The following is a 19,679-nucleotide window of genomic DNA, read 5'->3' on the forward strand; positions in this document are numbered from 1 at the left end:
GATTTCTATGATTTTATATTCATTCCTGCTTCCTGTAAATCTGTATCGGCAGGGATCGCCTTCCCTCATTATAGTATCCTGGATAGTTCATTGACATATTTCTAAGCAAAGGCTATGTAATGCTTGACTATAACGTTACGTCGTAGTTCATAATTAAATCAAATTTAATCAATGAGGTGACGTAATGAAAGTAAATGTATTACGCTCAGATCGCATCTATCACAAAATTGCGCAGGCTCCGCATGAGGAGAAGGTTGAGCTATTTAGACAAGAAATGATGGCCCCCTTTATGGAAAAATGGAACATCCAGCATATTCCTTTTAAAGCTGCGGATCCAAATGGATTTGATGTGATTACATTAAATAATATAATGGGGATCTCACCTGAACATATCACCCCTGCGATTTCATCGGATCTGGAAGCCATTTCAGCGGATTCTTTCTGGGAGGAGTGTGAAGAAACCGTAAAAAAAAGCTTGGACATGTTTACAGAGCACGGCGTGAAGCTTCGTGTCTCCGATTATTTATTCACCATTTTACTGGGGAACCGCAAAAGCCCTGCGCTAATGTTGAACGAAGGGTATACTGGTGACGGGGGGATTCCCGGCCATATCATTTGTACACTTGTACCGAATGAATACACACTGCCGCGAATGAAGGCGGCTTTAGCGCATGAGTGCAACCACAATGTTCGCTATCAGTTTATTCAATGGGATCATACCGTTACATTGGGAGAATTATTGGTTAGTGAAGGCTTGGCGGAAAACTTCGCGACTTCTATTTTCGGTGAGGAGTTTCTGGGACCTTGGGTATCAAAGACAGATGCGAATACACTAAACAAGCAAATTAAGCCTGTCCTTAAGAATCAATTGCAACTAACGGGCTTTGATAAAATTGCGCCGTATTTATATGGCGACGAGTTAGCTAGGCTTCAGCATTTTGTACCTGTCCAAATGCCTTATTGTGCAGGATATGCCTGCGGATACTATCTGATCAAGTTCTACCTGGAGAAAACAAGAAAAAGTATTTTCGAAGCCACAATAACACCTGCCGATCAAATCATCGATGAAGTAAAAGGATTTTGGGATGAAGAAACCATTATTGTCGGTTAAAGACATCGTTCGAATTACAGGCGTCACAACCAGGACTTTGCAATACTACGATAAAATCAATTTATTCAAGCCAACGCATTTCACAGAAAACGGTTATCGGCTCTACGACAGGAGTAGTATAGCGAAGCTGCAGATGATCTTATTTTTAAAGGAAATGGACTTTTCGTTAAAAGAAATTGCAGATATTTTGCAGCTAACCAAGGAAGAACAGCGAAAATTCTTAAAGAGGCACAGCCAAACTCTCTTGCTGAGAAAACAGCGATTAGAAATGATGATGACCGCATTGAACGACTATTTATCAGGGAAGGATCTCTACAACATCTCCATTTTTGACCATTCTTCCACTTTGTCTTTACCCGCACAATATGAGAATGAAGCGAAATGGATCTATGGGGAAACGGAAGAATATCAGGCCTTTGAGAGGAAGCTGCAAGCCTTCACACCTGATGAAAGGGCCAGCTTTAGCGCTGAATTTGAAAAAAATATGGAAAACGTATTTAGAAAAATGGACTCCTGTATGCATCAATCTCCGTACTCAGATGAAGTCCAGCAATTAGTCACAGAATGGAAAAACAATCTGGAGCAGATCCTTGCATGTGACGCTGAAATATTGTCTTGCATTGCACGCACCTATAAAGGTGACCAGCGGTTTAAAAATTACATCAACCAATTTAGCAGCGGGGACTTGGCCGAATTTTTATATCATGCTATCCTGCATCATATCCAACAGATGAAAAATTGACCCATCAATCAAGCACGTCCATTTAGGGTCTGCAGTGAACAACGCTAAGGGTATCGGCTCGAAGGGTCAACTTCTACTGCAGGGCGAAGCGAAAATGATGACATCGAAAAACAAGAGTAACCCACTCGCAGGTTGGTCGCCAAAGTGGGTTACTTTTTCGGTCAAGTCATGATCCTGAAGGGCAATCCCACTCAAGATGATTGTACTGAGGACGGTTGTCACAATATCCTTATTTATTGTTATCTTAGCTCATTCCAAGCGGTCTATTCCACAAAATTATTCAAATCGGCGAATTTATTGACCTAAACAAGATGAATGAAGTGAAGCGACCAGCATTGAACTAAAAGTTCTGTAGCCGTGGCAGTTCTTGTCTTCCCGGTTATGACGTATGTTCAAGTCCGGCGCGAATCCATTTTTCGATAATGTCTTCGTCAAGAAACGGGGCAATCGGCTTCAAGGTACCGAACCCGCCCTTTTCAAAGGCTTTGCGGGCACATTCTTCGATGGCTTTTTTGCTCATAAACGGAGCGATCGAGCTCAATGCGGCGATTCCTTCTGCTTCATATGCTTTTCTTGCGCACTCGTCAATCGCTTCATCGCTCATGAATGGCGCCAGCGACTTGAGCGAGTCGATCCCTTCTTTCTCATACGCTTTTCTTGCGCACTCGTCAATCGCTTCATCGCTCATAAACGGCGCTAGCGACTTGAGCGAGTCGATCCCTTCTTTCTCATATGCTTTTCTTGCGCACTCGTCGATCACTTCATCGCTCATAAACGGCGCCAGCGACTTGAGCGAGTCGATCCCCCCGCTCTCGCATGCTTTCCTTGCACATTCATCGATTGTCTCATCGGCCATAAACGGCGCAATCGACTTTAGTGCGTCGGGGCCTTCGGCTTCAAACGCCTTCCTCGCGCATTCGTCAATCGCTTCGTCACTCATAAACGGCGCCAGCGTTTTTAGTGAGTCAATCCCTTCCGCCTCAAATGATTTCCTTGCGCATTCGTCAATTACTTCATCGCTCATGAACGGAGCCAGCGACTTCAGTTCACTGAGGCTTTCGGTTTCATATGCCCTTTTTGCATATTCGTCAATGATCCCGGTGCTGACAAACGGGGCGAGCGATACGATTTCTTTCATGTTGAACTTTGATTTCAGATGATCGAAAACTTCGTCTGCCTGCTCCGTTTTTAAGATTGGCGCAACGGATGAGAATTCCTCGATCGAAACCTCGTTCTTTTGCAGAAATTCCGAGGTATTGTTATTGATAATTGTTTTAACCATGTTTGTTCCTTTTTGATTATCCAAAATTTGATCGATGCTCACCTCAAAGATATTCGCAAGATCCGGCAGCTTGGAGATATCGGGCATCGTTTCGCCCCGCTCCCAGTTGCTGATCGCCTGATAGCTTACCCCCATGCGATCCGCGACTTCCATCTGCGTCATACCTTTTTCTTTTCTCAGTTTGGCAATGTTTTTGCCGATTTTGATCATATCAAACATTTCAAATCACTCCTCATCGGTTGATGGGTTCAGTGTACCCGGAAAAGTGCAGATCAGTATATCAAGCGTCGCTTGAGCCCCGCATTCAGCCTGCATTTCAAGCATTTTTGCCCCATGATCATGCGGTACTAAAAACGGGAATATCCGACAGAACGGATTTCCCGTAAGGTTTTACTTCCCCATCCATTGACTCAAGCCCTGCTTGAGTCCCTCCATGTCCAGCCCATCCACGGCAAAAGCCTGACGCACCAGCTCCGGCGCGACAAACTCGTCGTATTTGCCCAAGTATGGCGCTTCATCAGGCCCCAAGAGCATGGACGGATCCGTACAGGAAGCACATTCCCGCAAAATCTGTTCCAACAGCACCTGATTGTCCGCTTTGCCTGCCACAACAAAATAATAGGGCTCCATCGGCACGATCGAACGAAGCGATAGCCGCTGCGAAAGGTTATTTTTGAGCAGCCGCTCGAGCGTCCGAAACTGCTTGCTGCCAATCCACGGTAAAATGAACAGCGAGTCGCCGCCGGCGGGAATAACCGCCGACTTCAACAGCCCGCTTTCCCTGGCCAAACGGCGGGCCCGCTCCAGCCGATTTACGGCTTGGGGGGACAGATACGTATAGATCGCACTATCCGCCAATATCTCGCGCATTTTCCTCATCACCAAAGTATGAATATCCCCGCCTGCCCCAAGCCATAATGTATCGACTTTGCCTAGAGCCGCTTTCACGTAAACCGCCTTGTGCTTGGTATCCACTTCGGTTACCTTCCATAGCTTTCCTGCCAGCGAGAAACAATATCCAGGGGGCGGCACGGTCGTAATGGAGCCGATTTCCTCCGTGCCGTTGTACACGGCATGCTCCTCATCATCTTTGAAAACAGCGTAGAAGCGGAAGTTGTTCACGATCTTTTCACCCGTCAGGCCGATAATAAGAGTCTGCTGTTCGGTCCACTGAATATGGTCGGTTTGCAGCAAATAATTCAGGAACACCTTATATTCGTCCGAAGTGATACGGCTGAAAGAAGGCAGCGAAAGCACGTCGGATGCCAGCTCGGCCGGCGTCGCTTCGCCCCTGCTTTTCAGTATGCTCATCGTTTGGTGATATAGAAGCCCGATCGGCATTTGCCGAATATCCAGCGGTTCCACCCAGCGGTCGCGGACATACAGCTCAATGACGGCAATCGCGCGCAGCAGCGTCCATGGCATTCTCGCAGGCAGCATCGCTTCTTCATCCTCTTCCTCGGGACAGACAAACAGCATTTCGGAAGGCGCATCATTGCGTCTGCCGGACCGGCCCAGCCGCTGTACAAAACTCGACGCGCTGTATGGCGCGCCAAGTTGAACCACCCGCTCCAATTCTCCAAGGTCGATTCCCAGCTCAAGCGTCACCGTCGCAGCGGCAACGGCCGGACCCGGCCCATGCTTCAGCGCGGCCTCCGCTTCTTCGCGCAGCATCGCCGAGATGCTGCCGTGATGCACATGAAATACATCAGGTTGATGCCGATGCGCCGCCACCCGGCGCAGTTCAAGCGTCGTTAATTCCGCATCCGAACGGCTGTTGGTGAAAACGAGCGCTTTTTTCAAATGCGTGCTGTCATATACGAAGTTGTAGTAGGCTTTCCGCGCATTTTGCAAATGCTCCGCCTGCTCTTCATCGCGGGCATCCGGAAACGAAAAATGCTCTACCCTGAGCCGCAGCTTGCGTCCGCCGGGCACGGATACCGCATCCACCGGCTGTTTGCTCCCTGCCCCGAGCCAAGCTTTTGCAGCTTCATAGTCGCTTAAAGTCGCGGATAACCCGACGCGTCTAGGCGTGCAGCCCGTCATTTTTTCGATCCGCGCGATCTGGCTCAGTACCTGAATTCCCCGGTCCGCCCCCATAAAAGCGTGAACTTCATCAATAAGGATATATCTGAGATCATGGAATAACGCTGGAATCGCATTGGGCCGGTTCATCAGCAGCCCTTCCAATGATTCCGGCGTAATCTGCAGGACGCCCGAAGGGTTTCGCATCAGCTTGCTTTTCTCCGATTGCGAAACATCGCCATGCCAATGCCAGACAGGGATGTTTCCGTCCCGCAGCAGCTCTTTGATCCGTTCGAACTGGTCATTGATAAGCGCCTTCAAAGGTCCGACGTACAAAATGCCTACGGATGTGGACGGGCGTTCATGAAGTTCGGTCAATGCCGGAAAAAAAGCGGCTTCCGTCTTCCCCGATGCCGTTCCCGCCGCGATCAGCATATGATGGGACGTATCCATGCAAATTTTGAGCGCTTCCACCTGAGCCGGGCGGAGCGTTTCCCATCTTTTCCGGTAAATAAATTCCTGAATGAACGGAGCTAAACGGTAAAATAGCTGATTCGCCCCGCTGCTCATAACTCAAACTCCGCCAAAAAATCATCCAAATCGTCCTGCTCTTGATCCGCCGCCGCAGGTGCGGCCATGCGCTCACCCAACAGCTGATTGAACGAAACCTGCGGATTTTGATGCAATGTATGCAGCAAATCCATGAAATCCCGAACTACTTCGCGTGGAGTAAGCAGTTCGTCCGCTCCCATCCTACCGACGGCCATTTCCATAAATTGAACCAAATCCTCATCGGTTAAGGATGGGGCATAACCAAAATGCAAACCATGTATTTGCAGCAGCTTTTGCAGCAAAATTAATATCTCTTCATGCGACAGCATGTCCAGCTTGAGAATCGGGCCCGTATAGTTCCGGTAGCCGCTGCCTGCAAAACGGCCTTCCACCAGACGGGAGCGCAGCGCCTCATAGCTGAACAAGCCGCGCCGTTCATCTTCGACAAACTGGGGCGTGCCGCCCAGGAAAATGCCGAGATGCTCCGCTTTTCCCTGCATCGTATCATTAAACATCGTCAGCAGCTTCTCATAATTACTTGTGCGGGCAATGCTGTTCGATATTTTATATAAATTGACGCCTTCATCGATAAAAAGCAGCAATCCTTTATAGCCGATTTTCGCCACAAATTCCGACCACAGCTTGATATAGTCATACCAATTGTCATCGTCGATGATGACGCCGACATCCAGCTCTTTTCTCGCTTCGGTTTTGTTCGGGAACTCGCCGCGCAGCCAGCGCAGAGCCGCCTGCTTCTTCCCGTCTTCCCCGAGTTTGTATCCGTTCCAATACGCCGCTAGCACCCGGGCAAAATCAAACCCATGCACTAAATTTTGCATTTCTGCCGTAACCGCGAAAATCCGCTGCTCGACCTCCTGGGTTAACGCCGGGTCCCCTGCGCGTAAACCGCCCTCTTTCATCGCTTCCTGTTGAATCGTGGTAATCCATTTCTGAAGAACGGCCTCTAGCGCTCCCCCGTCTGGACGCGTACGTGTGGACAAATGAGTCATCAGTTCGCGGTAAGTTGCAAGCCCTTGTCCTTTCGTGCCGACCAGTCTGCGTTCGGGCGACAAATCGGCGTCAGCCGTAACGAAATCCCGGTCCAGCGCATAATTGCGGATCGTTTGCAGCAGAAAGCTTTTCCCGCTGCCATAACGACCGGTGATGAGCTTCATGGCCGCCCCGCCTTCGGCGATATTTTCCATATCCCGCAAGATGGCTTCAACCTCCGGCTTCCGTCCCACGGCGATATGCTCTAGACCGATCCGCGGCACCACGCCCGCTGTTAATGAATTGACAAGCGCGGTTGTCAAACGCCTTGGTATTTTTATATCCGTCATTTTTAATTCCGCCATGCTTTTCCACCTCATTAATTTCACCTTTTCAATAATTCAAAACAATCGATATATTCCTCTGCTATGCTTTCGCCGTCGATCACCAAATCTCCGATCGTTTCCATCGCGAATTCATTGATTTCATCCAGCAGCAGCGCCGGCATCGTTCCGTATTTTTCGGCAATTTGATTCAATACGGTAGATGCGTCTTCCGATTTTAATGCATACAAAGTTTCAAGATGAACTTGCCCAAGCCGCGCGGCGAACAGCATCCAATCCTCGTCGAGACTTGAAGTATCCCATACGACTTCCTGCTCAGATCCGGGATGATCATCTTGATGATCAGGCGCCTCTAGCTGCAGCTGCGCTTCTATTACTTCTAGAGGAACCTCAGAAGTCACGGTGTCACTATACTTTGTGGAATCTGGCGATATTGCAGCCCTTGTCTCCGCTTTCTGCCCGGTATTCCCCCGCGGCTCTGCCGACTGCACATCCTCTACTGATCGCCCTTTCTCCACAAACTGCATATCCCCTGCCGTCTGTCTATTCAGATCCTCTACCGTCTGTCCATTCTCCACTAACTTCAGATCCTCTACCGCCTGCCCATTCTCCACTAACTGCATATCCTCAACGGTCAGCATATTACGCACATCTTCGCTATCCCTTTGCAGCTCGGCCAATCTTCCGGGATCAATAGATATAGCAGGACCAACCGGTTTCTGAGGTCTAAATTCTTTGTCAAGAAAACGCCCGATCAGCATTTCCGTCTCCTTTTTCAGCGTGACGCCGCGCAGGCGGCCTTTGAAGTGCTGCAGTTCTCTCAATTTATTTTCCGTACAGCGCACCAGCTGTGTCATGTAATAACGAAGCGGCGGGCATTTCCGCAATTGTGAAATATGAAGAGGAAACGTTCGGCCATACAGTTCTGCATCATAAACAGCACTCCGGAACAAGTACCTCTCAATTTTCTTCCCATGTCCCTTGTAAAAGGTATCTACAAGATTTTTTCCGGTTGTTTTCCGCAAAAAGGAATCGACCAAGGCAACCACCTTCGGCACATATTCCTCCAGCAGCGAGCGGCCGCCGTCCAAATAAAATTTACTCCGCTGCAAATCATAATCCGAAAGGGTCAAAATGTGCTCCAAGCGGAGCGCGGAAGGTTCATATGTGAACAGCCTCGTTAATTCCAAATCAAACAGCTCTCCTGTTTTGGCGGATTGAGACCTCATCACGATGTCCATTAAAGGGATTTCCAGCCGATGCACAAGCACAAAATCGCTAACCCAATCAACCATGTAACTGTTCAGCTTGGGATACCTTTCGCCGTAAGCATCCCATAACTTCATCATCCATTCGTACCCCTCGGTCGGGTTCTCCCAACCGATGCCATGAATCAGCTCATATGAATAAACGAAAATATAGGAAAGATCAGTAAAAGGATATTGCTCCTTCCTCACCTCGCTTCTCCAGAAAAAATACCAGTCCCGCTGCGCTTCACTCATATGCTCGTAGGTAGGCCAATAACTCATAAACGGTACAAAGGCTGCCGGACCGCCTTCCCGATCGGCCCATTCCTTAGCTTGCTGCACAAACCTCCGCTCTTTCGAGAGCTCTTGGGCGAAAAGAGGGCCTTCTTGTGCAGGGAGATTCTTCCGCTCAGGGATGATCATTTCCGGAAGTGAAGAGCCGTTTTGATCCTGGCCACCGCTTATATCGATTTCCGCAAAGTCCAAAGACTTGTTATATGAATTCATGGAACTGTACATCACCATTCATAGAATATTTGTTCTGGTTTTTATTATAATATAAATCGGTTGCAGGTGTAATTTTTTCGCAGGCAAAAACGTTAACCCACTTGCATTGATGAAGAGGCACTCGTATGTTTTTACGTTTGCGATTTTGTGTCTTTTAAGCTGCATTCGGCATTCTTCACACTCCGCAGCTCTAACGAAACTCACAATCGTTATTCGAGCAAATAAGGGGCTTCTTTTTTTCTAACGAAACTGGGAATCGTTATTGAGTATTTTTGATGGGGTTTCGATACTTTTCCGACCAAATAGCGATATAGTGTTTCGTTAGATTAGAATTGGCTACTTTTTGTGGCTAATAACGATATACAGTTTCGTTAGAGAGATGCGATCGTCGAATTGATCAAAAACCACAAAAAAATAGCGGCTAAGGATTTATTCCTTAGCCGCATATAAGCTTTTTAATGAAACTCCACATCGACCTTTTTCCGGTTATCGCCGTCAATCTTCCGCATACGGACTTCCAATACCCCGTTTTTATAAGTCGCTTTGACACCTTCGGGGGAGACATCAGACGGCAGCGTAATCAAACGGTGGAACCGGCCGGAATAACGTTCCCGTCTATGCATATTCTCCTCCTTGACTTCATTTGATTTGTTCACGGTACCGCTGATCGACAACATATTGTGGTCAACTTCGATAGTGACATCCTCTTTCTTTTCCAAGCCCGGGATGTCGCAAGCCGCAATAACCTCGTTTTCCATCTCGTAGATATCCACATTCATTTGGCCGAAGTTTTGAGGAAATCCTTTGAATGACGGGAGATCATTCGTGAAGAAACGGTCCATTTCCCGTCGTATGTTATCCAAATGGCGGAACGGTTCATATGGCACTAAAGGCATTTGATATTTCCTCCTTGGTTTTTTTCGACATTATTGTTGCCGAAGTACCAAAAAATATCCATGCCATTATATATTCGCCAGGTCTGCCCGCTCTCCGACCATCGCTTCCGACAGCCCTATTTTACTTGAATCTTGAATTCAAGCTCGTGAATATATTTCTTTTCTCCTGTTTTTGGCGTCAGCACATACGGTTTGATCATCACAAACTCGGGAATTTCCTCAAAAGGCTCATAGCTGTATACATATCGGAAGCGGTCTGTTTCGCCTGAGCCGTTTCCGCCAACCGTATTTTGCAGATTTCCTTTATCGTCCGCGATATCGAAATCAAAATTCATGAAACCACCGACCTTGTACTGTTCCGGAACCAATTTTTCGATTTCGCTGAGGCTCTGGCCTTGATCGCCCTTGATTTCTACCTCAAGCTGCGTCGTAACCGGCGTGATTTCCAGCTTAATGATCCCCATTTGGATATGGTCAAGAACTCTAAACTCATCAGGAGTAATGACCGTGCTGTTTTCCGCTTTTTTGACCGGAAGCTTGAACTCGAACGGCTTCGGCTGATCTTCCAGCTTCACAAGGAGCTTCAACTCAAATTCATCCGGGATATGAAGCCCCGGGGAATCCAAAGCGGTAACAATGATCGAATGCGGCGCCGAACTTCCTCCCGGTCTGACGGACATCCCCGTATTGACCCATGACCCGTTCACATAAAAATCAATATTGTTCAAACCAAGCGTTGAACGCTTAATCCATTCGCTTGCCTCTCCAGATGAGTTCTCTTCAGGAAGCTTGTCGCGGGTCAGCACCAGATTCAGACGGCTTCCATCATAGATCAGCTCCGACAGCGTTACTGTAACCCCGTTATGAGTCACGCTCTGATCCGTTTTGACCGTCATCCCTTCATCGCTCGCTTTCTGCAAGCCGCGGTCTCCCGCCAGTTTAAACACGCTTTCCAAAAATGGGATTTGCTTTAATGCCTGCGCCATTACCGGCGAAACAAAACCGGAACCGATCAGCAGCATAAAAGCTGCGGCAGCTCCAGAAACAATCAAAATCGACCGCCGGACCCAGCTTCTTTTTTTCCTTTTTTCGGGTTCGGCCATCGGCATATCTTCGAGCATGAAATAAGTTTCGTCCAGCCGCATGCGAACGGATTCCGGCAGCTCCTGTGCCGGTTCTTCTTTCAACTGAAGGAGATCTTCATGTTCCAGCGCTTTCATAGCCTCACCTCCCTTGGTACAGGTTCATTTAACCAACGCGATAACGTCATTCTGGCACGGTAAAGCCTTGTCTTCACCGTTCCTTCGGATAACTCCAACATCTCCGCGATTTCGCGTATCGGCAAATCCTGAAAATAATGCAAAATAATGATCGTCCGCTGCGCCTCCTCCAAACGATAAACCGCATCCCGCAGGTCCATTCGATCATCCGGGGATTTTGGCGTATAGACAGGCTCAGGCGGCTCAGCCATCGCGATGATTCTCGATTTTTTGCGGAGCAGCGTGTTGCATTCATTGATAAGGATTCGGCAAACCCATGTATTAAAAAAGGCCGGATTTTTAAGCGTCGGGAGCGACTTATAAGCTTTTAAAATCGTTTCCTGGATCGCATCGGCACAGTCTTCGTCCTTTTTAACGATGGATCTGGCAATGTTGTACATCCGAAGTTCGATTTTTTTGATCAGTGCGATAAAAGCATCTTTATTTCCTTCCTGTGCGCGCTTCACTTCGGTTTCAAGATCTATATTCAAACGGGGCGTCCCCCTTTCAATTATTGTTTCCATAGATTAGACACGGTTCTTGCCGATGAGGTCACAAAAAAATAGAGCACTCGTGAATCCATTTCATCATAGCGCCGTCTGTTTGAATTCTTGCCTGTTAAAATCGTTACGAAATCCAATCGATCTTAATCCAGCTTCAAACACTCGCATACACCATAATGAATTCGATTCATCCCTGCTCTATTTTACATGTTTCCCGTATTTTTGAATGGTTTACTCGTAAATTGCATGCCTTGCGCTAAAGCTTCCGGTATTTTTTCAATGCCAAAATATTCAGGATGATAAACAAAGCGGCAAACAACACCAACACCGAAAGATCCAAAGCGATATCCGCAAAACCAAGTCCTTTGTACATGACGCTTTTAAGGGCATCGGCCCCATAATACAGCGGCATGATTCTGGCAATGACCTGCACCCAGGAAGCCATATGCTCCAGCGGGAAAATCCCGGCGAAAAAGATTTGCGGAATGATGACGAGCGGTATGAACTGGACCATCTGGAATTCCGATGCGGCAAAGGTAGACAACAGAATCCCGAGCGAAAGGGCTACAAAGGCCAGCAGCAAATTGATTAACAGAACATACCAGATCGATCCGGCCATATTGATGCCAAGCACCATCGTTGCATACACGACGACAATCACGGTTTGGATAAACGCGAATATGCCGTAACCGGCCAAATATCCGGTGATGACCTCTCCCCTGCGGACAGGCGTTGACATGAGCCGCTCCAAGGTTCCGGTCGTGCGTTCCCGCAGCAATCCGATCCCGGAAATTAAAAATACGAAAAAGAAAACAAAGAATCCGATCAAAATCGGACTTAACGTATCAAAAAGAGTCGTGTCCGCGCTGCCATATACATATTCCGTAGTTATTCCGGGCTTCGACGATGGGACTGACATTGCCTGCTTCTGACCCGCTTGCGTAAAAGCCTCCGCCATCTGGCCGATTTTCATCTGCAGCGCTTTGGATTGGGAAGGATCGCTATTTTTCAAAATGAGATGGAGTTCCCCGTCCTGCATTTCAATAACCGCATCCAGCTTATCCGCCACCAGTGTATCTTTATCGGCTTTTTCATAGGCGACCACATCCAGCCCCTGCTGCTTCATAAACGAAATGATTTGCGGGTCCATGTGGGCAGCGCCTATTTTGGCGTCGGATGCATTTCCGGTGTGATTAAATAAATAATACATCAATGACAATACGAGCAGCGGCGCCAGAAACAGCAAGGCCAAAGTTCTTTTGTCGCGCAGCATCTGTTCGAAAATTCTTCTGACAAGCGCTTTGATTCTCATGCCGTCCCGCCTCCTGCCCGCAAAAATACTTCTTCCAAATTTGCAGCATGATACTGCTGTCTAAGCTGCTCCGGCGTGCCGCTGGCTAAAATTTCCCCTTCCCGCACCATCGCCAGCTGATCGCATTTATCCGCTTCATCCATGACATGCGTCGTCACGATGATCGTTTTATGCTCGGAGGTCTTCAGCCTGATTAATTCATTCCAGATCGACTGTCTTAATTCCGGATCAATGCCAACCGTCGGCTCATCCAAAATGAGCACGGAAGGGTTGTGAATCAAAGCGATCGCAAGCGATAATCTCCGTTTCATGCCCCCGGAATAGACAGCTACTTTTTTCCTCAGCTCATCCGTCAAATTCACCAAACCTGCTGCATAAGCGATCCGCTGCTTTTGTTCAGCTCTGCCCATTTTAAACATTGAAGCAAAAAACTTCAGATTCTCCTCCGCCGTCAGTTCAGTATATAAAGCATCCGATTGCGCCATGTAACCGATTTGCTGAAGCATGGGCAAGCTGGGCATTTTCGTTTGAAGTACTTCAATCTGGCCTTCATCCGGCACATCCATGCCGACCATCATTTTGACGAGCGTCGTTTTGCCTGCGCCCGAAGGGCCGATCAACCCATAAATTTGCCCTTTTTCCATGTGAAGATCCACTTTGTTCAGCACGGTCTTTTGGCCAAAACTTTTGCTGACCTGCCGCACTTTGACGGTTGCTTCCATTTTCCCACCCCTTAATTAATGAACACCGCGTTGATTATCTATCGTGATTTTATTATAATCAATGCATATTTCAACTACAATAAACAGAATTTTGGAATGTGATCATTACTCGGCAGCTTTGCAATAAATGTTGATTTATAGGAGGATTCATGATCATGGAGCAAGCGAAGGACCGGCGGGTTGTGCGTACGAAGGCAGTCATCCGCAAGGCTTTGACCGAATTAATCGATGAAAAGGGCTTTGAAGCGCTGACGGTAAAAGATATTACGACCCGGGCGGAAATAAACCGCGGAACCTTCTATCTTCATTACCGGGATAAATACGATCTGCTAGAGCAAAGCGAGCAGGAACTCATCAAAGGTTTGATCGGGATTCTCAGTACGATTGACCTCTTTGATCCAACTGATCTGGATATGGAGCAGTCTTTTCCATACATCGTGAAGGTGATTGAGTACATGGGCGAACATGCCGACTTTTTGAAAACGATCCTCGGTCCCAAAGGAGATCCTTCTTTTCATTCTTTGCTTAAAGCCATGATGTCGGAGCATTTGTTCGAGAAAAATGTGGTTCCGTTTATAAAAAAGGAAAATGTGCTTGTCCCGACGCAATATCTTGTGGCCTATATCGCGTCGGCGCATTTCGGCATTATCCAGGAATGGCTGATGAAAGGGCGTAAAGAGTCGCCGCAGGAAATCGCGTCGATCATGTTCAAGCTCTCGGCCCGTGGTCCTCTATACGCCGCAGGCGTAATCAAGGAAAAACCCACTGACTGCGAAAGCGATAAATCGTAATGCAGTAAACATCAAAAGATGATTTATTGAGGAGCAAAATAAAATGAACAAACAAAAGCTTATAAGAAAAACGTCTATCGACGTACTTTCTAGGAAGACAGACCGCATTTAGCGGATGTTTTTCTTGCGATTATAGGATTTCTTAAGCTCCGCTTAAAATTTATAAATTCTATAATCTTCAAAAAGTTCGATAAACAGTCGGCTATATACGAGGAAAACACGCGCAAACGCATGCTGGGACAATGGCGGAAACGCCTTGTTGAAAGTATACAAGGGGACGTGCTTGAAATCGCAGTTGGTGCGGGAGCCAACTTCCCTTATTATGATATGGCTCAGGTGCGGTTGACAGCCGCCGATTTCAGCCCGATGATGCTGAAGCGCGCAGCCAGAATCGCGGATGAGCTGCATATGCAGGTGAATTTGATCGAAAGCGATATTGAAACATTGGAGTTTCCGGAACATTCTTTCGACTGCGTTGTCTCTACCCTTTCCTTATGCGGCTATGACAACCCTGAGCAGGTTCTCCGCAATATCCGCAGCTGGTGCCGACCTGATGGTCGTATCTGCCTATTGGAGCATGGACTTGGGGGCAATGTTTTTTTAAAATCCGCCCAGCACCTGCTAAATCCGATTGCCCGCAAAATGTCCGGATGCCACTGGAATCGCGACATCGTTCAGATCGTAAAAAATTCCGGTCTTCGGATTGAGCGGATGGAACGGTACTGGGGCGGCATGATTCATTTAATTTGGGCGCGGGTTTGAGCAATCCGGTAAATCGCAATGTCATTGTTGGAGAAAGAGATCTCATGTGCACCCTCTTCTCCCATGTTACTTCGTAACTTGATATAACTTGGAGTTACTTTCACTGGAAAAATGCAAAAGTGCAACCTTTTCTTCCACTCTAGTGTGTTCTAAGCCAAATTGTTGCCAAAGTGCATCTTTTCCAGTAAAAATCTCCGAATAAAGGCATAGATACTGTAAAAAATTGCACTTTTGCAGGCTTTTCCTTCTAAGATAGAAAAACTGCAAAAAAAGATGCAGATTCGCATCTTTTTTACTCATTTAAGACCTTTCATTCTTCGATTACTTTGCTTTCGCTTACTTGCTTTTCGAACTTCCTGCAGAATGTTATCGCGCACTCGGCTCCCGCGCTTCCTGCAGCATGCTATCGTGCACCCCGGCTCCCGCACTACTTGCAGCATGTTATCGCGCACCCGGCTCCCGCACTTCCTGCAGCATGTTATCGCGCACTCGGCTCCCGCGCTTCTTGCAGCATGTTATCGCGCACCCGGCTCCCGCACTTCTTGCAGCATGCTATCGCGCACTCGGCTCCCGCGCTTCTTGCAGCATGCTATCGTGCACCCCGGCTCCCGCACTTCTTGCAGCATGTTATCGCGCACCCGGCTCCCGAACTTCCTGCAGCATGCGATCGTGCTTCCGGCTCCCGCGCTTCTTGCAGCATGCGATCGTGTATCCGATGCACGTCCATCATACGAATGTCAGTCGCATAACGGATACCCGAAATATGTTGAAGCGCATAGTCGTATACGGTATTGTCTCAACCACCTTAACTTGTCATCGTACACAATACTTTTTAACCGTCTTACAACAACCGTACACAGGTTTCCCGCTGCAGCATCCAGCTTACATCACATTCGCCGTCATACCGCATGGCCGCTTGCCTCGGGTTATTCAAGACCAAACCTGCAATCCTCAACGCGGACCGCTTATTCCATTCGCTCTAACGTTTCCGCAAACCAGGCTTTAAACGCTGCCTGATCGATTTCGGTAGCGACTTGGATATTAGGCTCGCCGTTTATTTCCATGGTCATGCCCTTTGCCGGCCCTTCGGTAATAACGGTGATCCGCTTCGGTTCTACATGAAAAATCTCCGGATTCGTTAAATACGTGACCGCACACATATCATGCATAACGACCCCGTTCTCCATATCGCCATCCCGGTAATGACGGAAGGTGGCGTTAAACATCTCCGCTGCTTGGCTGCGTTTTCTTGCCGGATCCAGTTCTTCTTGGCCTATAAGCGCTTTCAAGGTTACGTCAAGTCCAATCATGACCATATCGACGCCGGAATCAAAAACGATTTTGGCCGCATGCGGATCGGCCCAAATATTGAATTCCGCAGCGCTGGTAACATTGCCGCCTGATAATGAACCGCCCATCAGAACGATGCGGTCTATTTTCCCTTTGATATGAGGGTACATCAAAAAAAGCATGGCAATATTAGTCAGTGGTCCGATGGAAACGAACGTTATTTTTTCATCCGATGATTCCAGTAATGAACGCATAACCTCGACTGCATGTTCTTCGACGATCCGGTGCGTGCTTTCCGGAAAATCATACCCGTCCATTCCCGATTCCCCGTGAACGTCCGTACTTACTACAGGTTGAAACAACGGCGTTTCCATACCGCGCGCCACAGGCGTATCCTGTCTATAAAATGTGATCAGCTTTAATGTATTGGCGGTTGTTTTATTAATATCCACATTGCCATGCAACGTCGTAATTAAGCGAACATCCAGTTCCGGCCGGTAAAAGGCCATTCCGAGCGCCGCCGCGTCGTCGATGCCGGGATCGGTGCTGATGATGACAGGAATTTTAGCCATCTGATCCTCCTCCTTAAAGTCTATCCCCTGTTTTGAGTCAAGGTTAGCCCAGTTTAAGCGAAACGTCAATGCGGGTTAGGTAATTTTGTGGGTAGAAGCATTGCAGAACAGGTAAGCAAGGCCTTTGATGATCTTGGAGATGTAAGCTTCTATCGCCTATTCGCCGCTAACGAAACGGAGACACGCTATTGACGCAAAAATACGGACCGCACAAATCTAACGAAACTGCATATCGTTATTCGGGCAAAGTAGCGCTCATTCCTCATTAACTTCGAGCAATAGCGTTCCCAGGTTTCGTTAGACTTTTTAATAGCCCTTTTCTGCTTGGATAACGATCGAAGGTTTCGTTAGAAAATCGAACCGATGGCTTCAATGGGGCAATGACGTGTCCTCTACCGTATTATAGGATGTATGACAGCCCCAATGCATGCCCATCAAGTCGCCCAAAAGAAAAAGCCCCTTAACGGAGCAGGCCGTAAGAAAAACGTCTATCGACGTATTTTCATAGAAGACAGACCGCGCTTAGAGATAGTTTTTCTTGCGATTATAGAATTGTTCAGCTTCGCTGAAAATTTATAAATTCTATAATCTTAAAATAAACCCTGTCCACGTTAAGGGGTATAACTAAGCTAAATGTTCATGCTGCATTGTGGTACTCTGTGGAATGAAAAATATCCGGTTACCTTTCAGGCTGAAAGAATACCTTTCGAAAAAACCATCCTGATCTCGTAAGCAGAATCCCTGCTAAAAGCGGTCTTTTGGCGGACCTCCGTCATGCAACGCCTCACCGCGCGCTGGGAGCAGCGCGCGGTGAGAAGGGTGCGCAGAAAGACGTTTTTCTCGTCTGCGGCTCCCACATCCTTAAGCTTATTCCTTCGTCACCAGCTTGAGCGGTGCAGGAATGGATTTTTCCACAGTCTTGCCTTGAAGTACATCAGATGCGGCCTGAACCGCCAGCTGTCCGATCAGGTCAGGCTGCTGCGCCACGGTTGCCGTCAGCTTGCCTTCCTTGATCGATTTCAATGCATCATCGTTGCCGTCAAAACCGATAACCGGAATGTCTTTGCCGGAGCTCTTGATAGCTTCGATCGCACCCAGCGCCATTTCGTCATTGTGTGCGAACACGGCTTGTACGTCAGGGTTTGCCTGCAGCAGGTTTTCCATGACGTTCAGACCTTTCGTACGGTCAAAATCCGCGGTTTGTTTGGCGACAACCTTCAAATTCTGGTCGGCGACTTCATGGAAACCCTTACCGCGTTCACGGGTGGCCGATGCGCCCGCTACGCCTTCAAGCTCAACTACTTTCGCATCTTTGCCCACAATTTTCTCGATGAATTCCGCCGCCATTCTGCCTCCCTTGACGTTGTCTGAAGCAACAAGCGCTTTGACATCGCCTTTATCCGCCGAGCGGTCGAGAGTAATGACCGGGATGCCAAGGCTGTTCGCCGATTGAACGACGGTCGAGATAGCTGCAGAATCGGTAGGGTTAATCAGCAGAACATTAACGCCTTTTTGCATCAGATCATCGACGTCATTGCTTTGTTTGGCCGAATCGTTTTGCGCGTCGATAACGATTGTTTCCATGCCGTGTTTTTTGGCTTCGGCAACCACGCCATCTTTCAAGGATACGAAAAACGGGTTATTTAGCGTGGAGACGGACAAACCGATTTTAATATCCTTCAAGTCCCCGCCCGTCTTTGGTTTGGCCCAACCTGGAGGCTCTAGGGAACATCCAGTCGTTAAAATGAGCAGAAATGCTACCAGTATAAACGTTAGCTTTTTCATGTGATTCTCTCCTCTCCCTTATGCGGATTTCTTCCGGTCGATGAGCACGGCGATCAGAATAACGATACCTTTGATAATCATTTGATAGTAGGAAGAAACACCGAGCAAATTAAGCCCGTTATTCAGGGTACCAATAATCAGCACGCCGATCAGCGTACCGACAATCCGTCCGCGACCGCCGGAAAGGCTTGTACCACCCAACACTACCGCGGCGATGGCGTCCAGCTCATAGGATGTGCCTGCTGTCGGCTGCGCCGAGTTCAGACGCGAGGTCAAAATGGCCCCGGCCAGAGCGGACAGCAAACCTGCCAAAGAGTAAATCATGATTTTAACGCGTGAAACTTTAATACCTGAAACGATAGCCGCCTTTTCATTGCCGCCGATCGCATAGGTTTTGCGTCCAAAGGACGTTTTGTGCAAAATCACCCACAGAATCGCAAAGGTAATGATCATCGTAATGGCGGGAACCGGAATACCGAATTGATAACCGCGGCCAAACAATTGGAACGTCATGCTGTCGCCAAGCCCGGTGATCGGGTTACCGTTGGTGTAAACGAGCGTCTCTCCCCTGAGAATCGTCATCGTTGCCAATGTCGCGATAAACGGTGCCATTTTCCCTTTAGCAACCAAAAGTCCGTTGATCATACCTATCACACCGCCAATCAAACAGCCGATGATGATCGCTAGAACCGGATCAAAGCCGGATACGAGCATATTGGCGACAAAGGCGCTTGATAACGCCAGGATCGAGCCGACGGATAAGTCGATGCCGCCCGTTAAAATAACGAAGGTCATACCGAACGCAATAAGTGCGTTGATTGATACCTGTCGCAGCAGATTCAAAATGTTAAGCGGTTCCAAAAAGCTCGGATCTAGAATGGATACGATCACAATCAGGATGATCAGACCAAGGAGTGGTCCCAGCTTTTGCGTGATTTGCGATAATTGAAAGCCTTTGCTTGTTTTTGCATCATTAATGGTTGTCAT

At 47.9% G+C, this 19,679-nt stretch carries 16 protein-coding genes; 4 read left to right on the plus strand and 12 right to left on the minus strand.

What is annotated here, in order from left to right:
* The first annotated feature begins 184 nt into the window (after window positions 1-184).
* On the plus strand, window positions 185-1,111 hold the full coding sequence (locus L6442_RS19085) for a DUF2268 domain-containing putative Zn-dependent protease (protein WP_212976649.1): 927 nt from the start codon (window positions 185-187) through the stop codon (window positions 1,109-1,111).
* Window positions 1,086-1,853 (plus strand): MerR family transcriptional regulator, encoded by a 768-nt coding sequence (locus tag L6442_RS19090; RefSeq protein WP_212976650.1) that lies wholly within the window; start codon window positions 1,086-1,088, stop codon window positions 1,851-1,853. Before L6442_RS19085 ends, L6442_RS19090 begins: the two co-directional genes overlap by 26 nt.
* Before the next feature lie 379 nt (window positions 1,854-2,232).
* Here the strand turns inward: L6442_RS19090 and L6442_RS19095 are convergent, their stop codons facing one another.
* From L6442_RS19095 to L6442_RS19135, 9 genes are all read right to left on the minus strand, one after another.
* Window positions 2,233-3,354 (minus strand): helix-turn-helix domain-containing protein, encoded by a 1,122-nt coding sequence (locus L6442_RS19095; RefSeq protein ID WP_212976651.1) that lies wholly within the window; start codon window positions 3,352-3,354, stop codon window positions 2,233-2,235.
* 171 nt (window positions 3,355-3,525) lie between these two features.
* Window positions 3,526-5,730 (minus strand): DEAD/DEAH box helicase, encoded by a 2,205-nt coding sequence (locus L6442_RS19100; RefSeq protein ID WP_212976652.1) that lies wholly within the window; start codon window positions 5,728-5,730, stop codon window positions 3,526-3,528.
* The gene (locus L6442_RS19105; protein WP_212976862.1) at window positions 5,727-7,052 is read right to left on the minus strand and encodes an ATP-binding protein; all 1,326 of its coding nucleotides are present in this window, start codon (window positions 7,050-7,052) and stop codon (window positions 5,727-5,729) included. Before L6442_RS19105 ends, L6442_RS19100 begins: the two co-directional genes overlap by 4 nt.
* Before the next feature lie 35 nt (window positions 7,053-7,087).
* The gene (locus L6442_RS19110; RefSeq protein ID WP_212976653.1) at window positions 7,088-8,800 is read right to left on the minus strand and encodes a TerB N-terminal domain-containing protein; all 1,713 of its coding nucleotides are present in this window, start codon (window positions 8,798-8,800) and stop codon (window positions 7,088-7,090) included.
* Window positions 8,801-9,255: 455 nt separating this feature from the next.
* On the minus strand, window positions 9,256-9,696 hold the full coding sequence (locus L6442_RS19115) for an Hsp20/alpha crystallin family protein (RefSeq protein ID WP_194234839.1): 441 nt from the start codon (window positions 9,694-9,696) through the stop codon (window positions 9,256-9,258).
* Window positions 9,697-9,812: 116 nt separating this feature from the next.
* Window positions 9,813-10,916 carry a DUF4179 domain-containing protein gene (locus L6442_RS19120; RefSeq protein ID WP_212976654.1) on the minus strand — a complete coding sequence of 368 codons (1,104 nt, stop codon included), beginning with the start codon at window positions 10,914-10,916 and terminating at the stop codon, window positions 9,813-9,815.
* The gene (locus L6442_RS19125) at window positions 10,913-11,446 is read right to left on the minus strand and encodes a sigma-70 family RNA polymerase sigma factor (RefSeq protein WP_306436654.1); all 534 of its coding nucleotides are present in this window, start codon (window positions 11,444-11,446) and stop codon (window positions 10,913-10,915) included. Before L6442_RS19125 ends, L6442_RS19120 begins: the two co-directional genes overlap by 4 nt.
* 268 nt (window positions 11,447-11,714) lie before the next feature.
* Complete coding sequence (locus tag L6442_RS19130; protein WP_212976655.1) at window positions 11,715-12,770, minus strand: ABC transporter permease; 1,056 nt, start codon at window positions 12,768-12,770, stop codon at window positions 11,715-11,717.
* Entirely contained in the window at window positions 12,767-13,492 is a 726-nt protein-coding gene (locus tag L6442_RS19135) for an ABC transporter ATP-binding protein (protein ID WP_212976656.1), read from the minus strand. Before L6442_RS19135 ends, L6442_RS19130 begins: the two co-directional genes overlap by 4 nt.
* Window positions 13,493-13,644: 152 nt before the next feature.
* Here L6442_RS19135 and L6442_RS19140 point away from each other — a divergent pair, with 152 nt between their 5' ends.
* Window positions 13,645-14,283, plus strand: a complete 639-nt coding sequence (locus L6442_RS19140; protein ID WP_373871780.1) for a TetR/AcrR family transcriptional regulator — start codon at window positions 13,645-13,647, stop codon at window positions 14,281-14,283.
* A 231-nt stretch (window positions 14,284-14,514) separates the two neighbouring features.
* Window positions 14,515-15,045, plus strand: coding sequence for a class I SAM-dependent methyltransferase (locus L6442_RS19145; protein WP_212976658.1), 531 nt, complete (start codon window positions 14,515-14,517; stop codon window positions 15,043-15,045).
* A 965-nt stretch (window positions 15,046-16,010) separates the two neighbouring features.
* Here the strand turns inward: L6442_RS19145 and rihC are convergent.
* The 3 genes from rihC to rbsC all read right to left on the minus strand — a co-directional run bounded on the left by rihC (window position 16,011) and on the right by rbsC (window position 19,679).
* Window positions 16,011-16,907: a ribonucleoside hydrolase RihC gene (gene rihC / locus L6442_RS19150; RefSeq protein WP_212976659.1), complete on the minus strand. Its 897-nt coding sequence runs from the start codon at window positions 16,905-16,907 to the stop codon at window positions 16,011-16,013.
* Window positions 16,908-17,774: 867 nt separating this feature from the next.
* On the minus strand, window positions 17,775-18,692 hold the full coding sequence (gene rbsB / locus L6442_RS19155; protein ID WP_212976660.1) for a ribose ABC transporter substrate-binding protein RbsB: 918 nt from the start codon (window positions 18,690-18,692) through the stop codon (window positions 17,775-17,777).
* Between the two features lie 18 nt (window positions 18,693-18,710).
* Window positions 18,711-19,679: an ABC transporter permease subunit gene (rbsC, locus tag L6442_RS19160; RefSeq protein WP_212976661.1), complete on the minus strand. Its 969-nt coding sequence runs from the start codon at window positions 19,677-19,679 to the stop codon at window positions 18,711-18,713.

The sequence above is a fragment of the Paenibacillus azoreducens genome (assembly GCF_021654775.1).
GTDB lineage: Bacteria > Bacillota > Bacilli > Paenibacillales > Paenibacillaceae > Paenibacillus_AQ > Paenibacillus_AQ azoreducens.

Coding starts and splice junctions, on each gene's coding strand:
- L6442_RS19090 (WP_212976650.1), top strand. CDS start 1,086: ATGAAGAAACCATTATTGTCGGTTAAAGACATCGTTCGAATTACAGGC.
- L6442_RS19105 (WP_212976862.1), bottom strand. CDS start 7,052: ATGACGGATATAAAAATACCAAGGCGTTTGACAACCGCGCTTGTCAAT.
- L6442_RS19135 (WP_212976656.1), bottom strand. CDS start 13,492: ATGGAAGCAACCGTCAAAGTGCGGCAGGTCAGCAAAAGTTTTGGCCAA.
- rbsB (WP_212976660.1), bottom strand. CDS start 18,692: ATGAAAAAGCTAACGTTTATACTGGTAGCATTTCTGCTCATTTTAACG.
- L6442_RS19130 (WP_212976655.1), bottom strand. CDS start 12,770: ATGAGAATCAAAGCGCTTGTCAGAAGAATTTTCGAACAGATGCTGCGC.
- L6442_RS19120 (WP_212976654.1), bottom strand. CDS start 10,916: ATGAAAGCGCTGGAACATGAAGATCTCCTTCAGTTGAAAGAAGAACCG.
- L6442_RS19145 (WP_212976658.1), top strand. CDS start 14,515: ATGCTGGGACAATGGCGGAAACGCCTTGTTGAAAGTATACAAGGGGAC.
- L6442_RS19115 (WP_194234839.1), bottom strand. CDS start 9,696: ATGCCTTTAGTGCCATATGAACCGTTCCGCCATTTGGATAACATACGA.
- L6442_RS19100 (WP_212976652.1), bottom strand. CDS start 5,730: ATGAGCAGCGGGGCGAATCAGCTATTTTACCGTTTAGCTCCGTTCATT.
- L6442_RS19085 (WP_212976649.1), top strand. CDS start 185: ATGAAAGTAAATGTATTACGCTCAGATCGCATCTATCACAAAATTGCG.
- rbsC (WP_212976661.1), bottom strand. CDS start 19,679: ATGACAACCATTAATGATGCAAAAACAAGCAAAGGCTTTCAATTATCG.
- L6442_RS19095 (WP_212976651.1), bottom strand. CDS start 3,354: ATGTTTGATATGATCAAAATCGGCAAAAACATTGCCAAACTGAGAAAA.
- L6442_RS19110 (WP_212976653.1), bottom strand. CDS start 8,800: ATGAATTCATATAACAAGTCTTTGGACTTTGCGGAAATCGATATAAGC.
- rihC (WP_212976659.1), bottom strand. CDS start 16,907: ATGGCTAAAATTCCTGTCATCATCAGCACCGATCCCGGCATCGACGAC.